The sequence below is a fragment of the Bacteroides sp. AF39-11AC genome, assembly GCF_003474285.1.
Classification (GTDB): Bacteria; Bacteroidota; Bacteroidia; order Bacteroidales; family Bacteroidaceae; genus Bacteroides.
The window spans coordinates 424-5,625 of record NZ_QROH01000020.1 but is presented as its reverse complement, the minus strand read 5'-3'; the positions used below and the strand labels follow the sequence as shown (position 1 = coordinate 5,625).

Sequence of the window (5,202 nt, the reverse complement as noted above, 5' to 3'; positions counted from 1 at the left end):
CCCGTGGGATGACAATAATCCTTCCACGGGACGAAAAGAACGGTCTCGTGAGGTAAAAAACAGACTTGAACAGACTTTTATTTTTCAGGCAGAAGAACAAAAGGACAAAATAAAAAAACTCCGTCAAATACACTACAATGAGAGATTTCCATTCCCTCGGCATCGACGTCAACCGACGCACTGCCGGCCACATCAAAACCACTTGCCCCCACTGCACAGAAACCCGCCATAACAAGCGTGACAAATCCCTTTCCGTCAATCTGGACGACGGTAAGTTCCTTTGCCACCACTGCGGCTGGAAAGGCTGTGTCCCCGACGAAACCGAACTCCGCGAACGCCGCCAAAGGGCGGAGTCGCGCAAACGGCAGCAAGTACCTCCCGCCCATTTTCGCCGCCCGACCTTCGACCCCACTCGGCTGACACTTAGCGAAAAGACCGAGCACTACCTCGTTTCCACCCGCTACCTGTCCCAGTCCGCCATCCGCGACCTGAGAATCACCGAACAGGAAGAATTTATGCCCCAGTCCGGCAAACTGGAGAACTGCATCTGCTTCAATTACTTCGAAAGCGGTGAATTGGTTAACACCAAATTCCGAAGCGGACAGAAGCATTTCAAAATGGTGAAGGATGCTGAACTCATCCCCTACAACATAGACTCCATCCTGGACACACCCGAATGTATCATCACCGAGGGTGAACTGGATGCCGCCTCGTTCGTCACCATCGGCCGTCGGGATGTCGTATCCGTGCCCAGCGGTGCCAACAGTAACCTGACTTGGCTGGATCGTTTCATTCCCACTCACTTTGAAGATAAGAAAACCATTTATATCGCCGTGGACGAGGATTCCGCCGGCCTGAAACTGCGTGATGAGCTTCTCCGCCGCCTGGGAACGGAGCGTTGCCGGATTGTGCATTTTGGTCCGGGGTGCAAGGACGCCAATGAGCATCTGGCTCAATTTGGTGCCGGGAGTCTTGGTATCTGCATAGAGCAGGCTGAGGAAATCCCTTTGGAAGGAGTCTTCACTGCCGAAGAGCTCGCCGGGGAGCTGCGTGCCCTCTACGAGAACGGCATGAGTAGCGGTGCCGAAACTGGTTGGGAGAATTTCGATAAATATTGTACGCTCGAGCTTCAGCGTCTGTTGCTAATCAGCGGCCGTCCCGGTGACGGTAAGTCGGAATGGTTGGACGAGCTGGTAATGCGACTTTGCCTGCGCCACCAGTGGAAGGTTGCCTATTTCAGCCCCGAGAATATGCCCATCGTGTATCATCACCGTAAGCTGATTGAGAAGTTGACGGGTTTCGGATTTAATCCCAGTATCGGGATGACGGAGGAGCTTTACCAAAAGTCTGTGCAGTTCCTTACGGAAAATGTGTGCCACATCCTTCCGGGCGATGAGGATTATTCCATAGACACGATCCTGCAGAAAGCCCGCGGGTTGGTAGTGCGTAAAGGTATCCGTATCCTGGTTATCGACCCGCTGAACCGCATCGACCAGCGCCTTCCGCCGGGACAGACGGAGCTTCAATACCTGTCTTCACTGCTGAACAGTCTGAGCCGCTTTGCCACGCACTACCATTGCCTGGTCATCCTTGTAGCCCATCCGCGCAAGATGAACCGCAATCCGCTGACGGGTGTCACGCCCTGTGTGGGGATGTATGACATCTTCGGTTCCTCGGATTTTTATAACAAGGCCGATTTCGGTATCATCGTGGAACGTGACGATCAGAAAGGATTGGTGACGATACATGTTGAGAAGGTGAAGTTCAAGCATCTGGGTACTCCCGGCAATGCGACTTTCGTGTATAACATTGTAAACGGGCGCTACTCGCCTTGTGAAGAGGGGGCGGGCGATAGGCCCGGCCCCATAAATACGCAGTTTGACAATAAGGCGTGGATTTAAGGTATGTCTGGAAAAGAAAGGGATAGAGTGATTAGTGTTTAGTGATAAGTGATTAGCACCATTCGGTATACAGTTCCCGCATCATTTGTTGTGTCTCCGGTACAGAGAATCCATTGAAATCATATACCGAATGGTGCTAATCACTTATCACTAAACACTAATCACTTTATTCATCCCCCTCCAGTAATGAAGTAAATTATTGCTTTCCGGCACGTTTGCAACAGAAATAATGCTTACCTTTGTGGATAATTGGAAAGACGAAAAAACAGAAAGTCATGGAACAGAAAGACAGATATATACGTTTTGATTGGGCTGTTAAGCGTTTGCTTCGCAACAAGGCCAACTTTGGTGTGCTCGAAGGTTTTCTCACCGTGTTGCTGGGCGAGCCTATCCGCATCGTCGAGATCTTGGAAAGCGAGGGCAATCAGCAACGTGAAAACGAGAAGTTCAACCGTGTGGACATCAAGGCGCGTAATAGCAAGGATGAAATCATCATCGTAGAGGTGCAGAACACGCGCGAAATATATTATTTGGAACGCATCCTTTTCGGCGTTGCCAAGGCCATCACGGAGCATATCGAACTGGGAGAACTTTACTCGGAAGTGAAGAAAGTGTACTCCATCAGCATTCTCTATTTCGACATTGGCAAGGGAAACGATTACTTGTACCACGGTCAGAACTCCTTTGTAGGTGTACATACGGGCGATTTCCTTGAGGTTACCACCAAAGAGAAGGACGCTATCGTGCGCAAGCTTCCTGCCGAGATCTTCCCCGAATACTTCCTGATCCGGGTGAATGAGTTCAATAAAGTAGCCGTCACCCCACTTGAGGAGTGGATAGAGTATCTGAAAACCGGTATTATCCGCCCCGATACGAAAGCTCCCGGACTGGAAGAAGCACGCCGCAAACTGACTTATTACAATATGGACAGGGCGGAACAACTGGCGTATGACGAACATATCAATGCCGTGATGATTCAGAACGATGTGCTGAGTACGGCGGCAGAGGAAGGCAGACAGGAAGGCTGGCAGAAAGGTATGCAGGAAGGTAGGGAAGAAGGTAGGGAAGAAAGAAACGTAGAGAATGCTCGAACAATGAAATCCTTGAATATTTCCTTCGAGGTTATCCATCAGGTGACGGGTTTATCTATCAAAGATATAGAAAGACTCTAAAAAAAAGTAACAGGATTATGCATGTACTTTTCATTTGCATGGATTCTTTCGGAATATAGCGCAGCTACTTGTAGCTCGTAACTGATTCATACCCCGAAAGAAAAGAGCTAATTCAACTACAAATAATATCGGTTAATGAAGCACTCGGACTTCCAATTTAAGGTTCTCCCAACGCTTCTATGATGAGCCGTACCTGCTTCGGGGTGTACCTCCTTGCACTGCGGCTCATTCCTGTTTCCAAAAGTTTCTGTTCCAGTCCGGGTGCTTTCCGAATCCAAATGTTGAATTCCTTGACGGCGCTTGCCTGTTGTACGTTGTGGATATAGAGACAGGCGAGTTCGCCTTTTCCGTAACTACGGATGGGGAATACCTCTTCTGTAGAGAGGTTTGCATCAGATTTTGTCATAATTAAAGTTTAAGTTTATGGGGTTTAAATATGACGTAAAGTTACTGATTTTTCGTGAATAATACAACTCTTTAAGAGGGGAATATTATGAATGGATAATTAAATATTCCATTTTGCGGGGGAATTTAGCTGAATTTTCCCCGCATTTATTTCATCCCTCTGTAAACTCGTATATAGTTACCATTTATTAATGCTTTATTGTTCCCATTGCTTTCCCAACCGGACTGAACCGGAATTCCTTTCATCACCCTGTCGTACCTTTGTTTCACCGAATCGGAAAAGGAAGATCGCCGCGGGATTTTCTCTCTTTTCGCTTCAGGCGACAGGAACTTATTTTTTATAACTTAAACCTTTTTAATTTTATGGCAGTAATTGTAGAGCGCACCTTGCGCCACAGGAAAGTCGGGGATGCCTCGTCTCCTAAACTGAATTACCTGAAGCGTAAAGCTCGCACCTCCAGGTTGTATGACATCAAGCGCCTTTCCCAGGAAATCGAAGAAATGGGCGGCATGTCTGCCGAGGACGTGGAGCATGTGATGAAAGCTATCGTGCGTAACCTGAAACGTAAGTTGACAGACGGGGACAGTGTGAAACTGGATGGCTTCGGAGTGTTTTATACCACCTTTCATAGCGTGGGAACTGAGAAAGCCGAGGATTGTGTGGTGAAGAATATCGATAAGGTGAACATTCGTTTCCTCACGGATAGCAGTCTGAGACTGGTGAACGAGGCGAATGCCACCACTCGAAGTGCCCCCAATAATATTACCTTCCAGCTTTATAGCCCGAAAGACGAAGATGGCAGTTCTTCCGGTGGCAACTCCGGCGGTGGGGATTCCGGCGGTGACGGCGGAATTGAAGATGATCCGCTGGGATAGGGTCTAAAGCCGGAGGCTTTAGAAATTAAAGAATTAAAATTAAAGGCTGCGCAGCCTGCTTATCATTTATCACTAATCGCTAATCACTAAAAAAACTCTCTTATGAAGAAAACGACTTGGGACAAGATTTTGAAAATTGTAATTGCAGTGGCTTCGGCTTTAATCGGCGCTTTTAGTGCGAATGCGATGACGTTATAGGCTAATCTATGAGAAAAATTGATTTACTCGTGATTCATTGCAGCGCCACCCGCGCTGACCGTTGCTATACGGAATATGATTTAACCACAGACCACCTGCGCCGGGGCTTCTCCGGCGCAGGCTATCATTATTATATAAGGAAGAACGGGGATATCAAAAGTCTTCGTCCGGTAAAAACGCCCGGTGCACATGCGAAAGGGTACAATGCGCACTCCATAGGTATATGCTATGAAGGCGGTCTGGATACAAATGGTCGCGCTTCCGATACGAGAACCGATTTCCAGCAACATTCCCTCCGTGTATTGGTCATGTTATTATTAAAAGATTATCCCGGCAGTAGGGTAGTGGGGCATCGTGATCTCAGCCCCGACCTGAACCATAACGGTGAAATAGAACCGGAAGAATGGATAAAAGAGTGTCCTTGCTTCCATGCTTCTACTATTTTGCAAGATCCCCCGCCTCAGAATCCTGCCTATCTATAACCCTGCTATCCCAATTTCCCTTTCGCACGCGCACGTATATATATAATGTGCTCCCTTCCGTGCCCGGCCACGCCCTCCTTAAAAAACATGTTCTACAACATCCTTATCAATCAGTGAGTTACAAAATAGTTTCAAAAAACCAGTGAAAAAATGATAGATATATTTGGA

The 5,202-nt window shown here is 47.7% G+C and carries 6 protein-coding genes; 5 read left to right on the top strand and 1 reads right to left on the bottom strand.

The features are described 5' to 3' along the window. Nucleotides 1-137: 137 nt before the first annotated feature. Together DW036_RS25100 and DW036_RS25095 are read left to right on the top strand one after the other, a co-directional pair. Complete coding sequence (locus DW036_RS25100; RefSeq protein ID WP_187374679.1) at nt 138-1,901, top strand: bifunctional DNA primase/helicase; 1,764 nt, start codon at nt 138-140, stop codon at nt 1,899-1,901. 275 nt (nt 1,902-2,176) lie between these two features. Further along, on the top strand, nt 2,177-3,073 hold the full coding sequence (locus DW036_RS25095) for an Rpn family recombination-promoting nuclease/putative transposase (protein ID WP_118466710.1): 897 nt from the start codon (nt 2,177-2,179) through the stop codon (nt 3,071-3,073). 157 nt (nt 3,074-3,230) lie between these two features. On the opposite strand, the gene DW036_RS25090 is transcribed toward DW036_RS25095, so the two are convergent. After that, nucleotides 3,231-3,479 carry a DUF4248 domain-containing protein gene (locus tag DW036_RS25090; RefSeq protein WP_118466705.1) on the bottom strand — a complete coding sequence of 83 codons (249 nt, stop codon included), beginning with the start codon at nt 3,477-3,479 and terminating at the stop codon, nt 3,231-3,233. Between the two features lie 362 nt (nt 3,480-3,841). Between DW036_RS25090 and DW036_RS25085 the strand changes: the two genes are divergently transcribed. The 3 genes from DW036_RS25085 to DW036_RS25080 all read left to right on the top strand — a co-directional run bounded on the left by DW036_RS25085 (nt 3,842) and on the right by DW036_RS25080 (nt 5,034). Then, the gene (locus DW036_RS25085; protein ID WP_118422433.1) at nt 3,842-4,354 is read left to right on the top strand and encodes an HU family DNA-binding protein; all 513 of its coding nucleotides are present in this window, start codon (nt 3,842-3,844) and stop codon (nt 4,352-4,354) included. Nucleotides 4,355-4,456: 102 nt separating this feature from the next. Then, entirely contained in the window at nt 4,457-4,552 is a 96-nt protein-coding gene (locus tag DW036_RS25690) for a smalltalk protein (RefSeq protein ID WP_158585993.1), read from the top strand. 8 nt (nt 4,553-4,560) lie between these two features. Continuing rightward, the gene (locus DW036_RS25080) at nt 4,561-5,034 is read left to right on the top strand and encodes an N-acetylmuramoyl-L-alanine amidase (protein WP_118466703.1); all 474 of its coding nucleotides are present in this window, start codon (nt 4,561-4,563) and stop codon (nt 5,032-5,034) included. The last annotated feature ends 168 nt before the right edge of the window (nt 5,035-5,202 follow it).

Bases quoted from the DNA above. Each gene is read 5' to 3' on its own strand.
- DW036_RS25690 (WP_158585993.1), top strand. From the start codon at position 4,457: ATGAAGAAAACGACTTGGGACAAGATTTTGAAAATTGTAATTGCAGTG.
- DW036_RS25085 (WP_118422433.1), top strand. From the start codon at position 3,842: ATGGCAGTAATTGTAGAGCGCACCTTGCGCCACAGGAAAGTCGGGGAT.
- DW036_RS25090 (WP_118466705.1), bottom strand. From the start codon at position 3,479: ATGACAAAATCTGATGCAAACCTCTCTACAGAAGAGGTATTCCCCATC.
- DW036_RS25100 (WP_187374679.1), top strand. From the start codon at position 138: ATGAGAGATTTCCATTCCCTCGGCATCGACGTCAACCGACGCACTGCC.
- DW036_RS25095 (WP_118466710.1), top strand. From the start codon at position 2,177: ATGGAACAGAAAGACAGATATATACGTTTTGATTGGGCTGTTAAGCGT.
- DW036_RS25080 (WP_118466703.1), top strand. From the start codon at position 4,561: ATGAGAAAAATTGATTTACTCGTGATTCATTGCAGCGCCACCCGCGCT.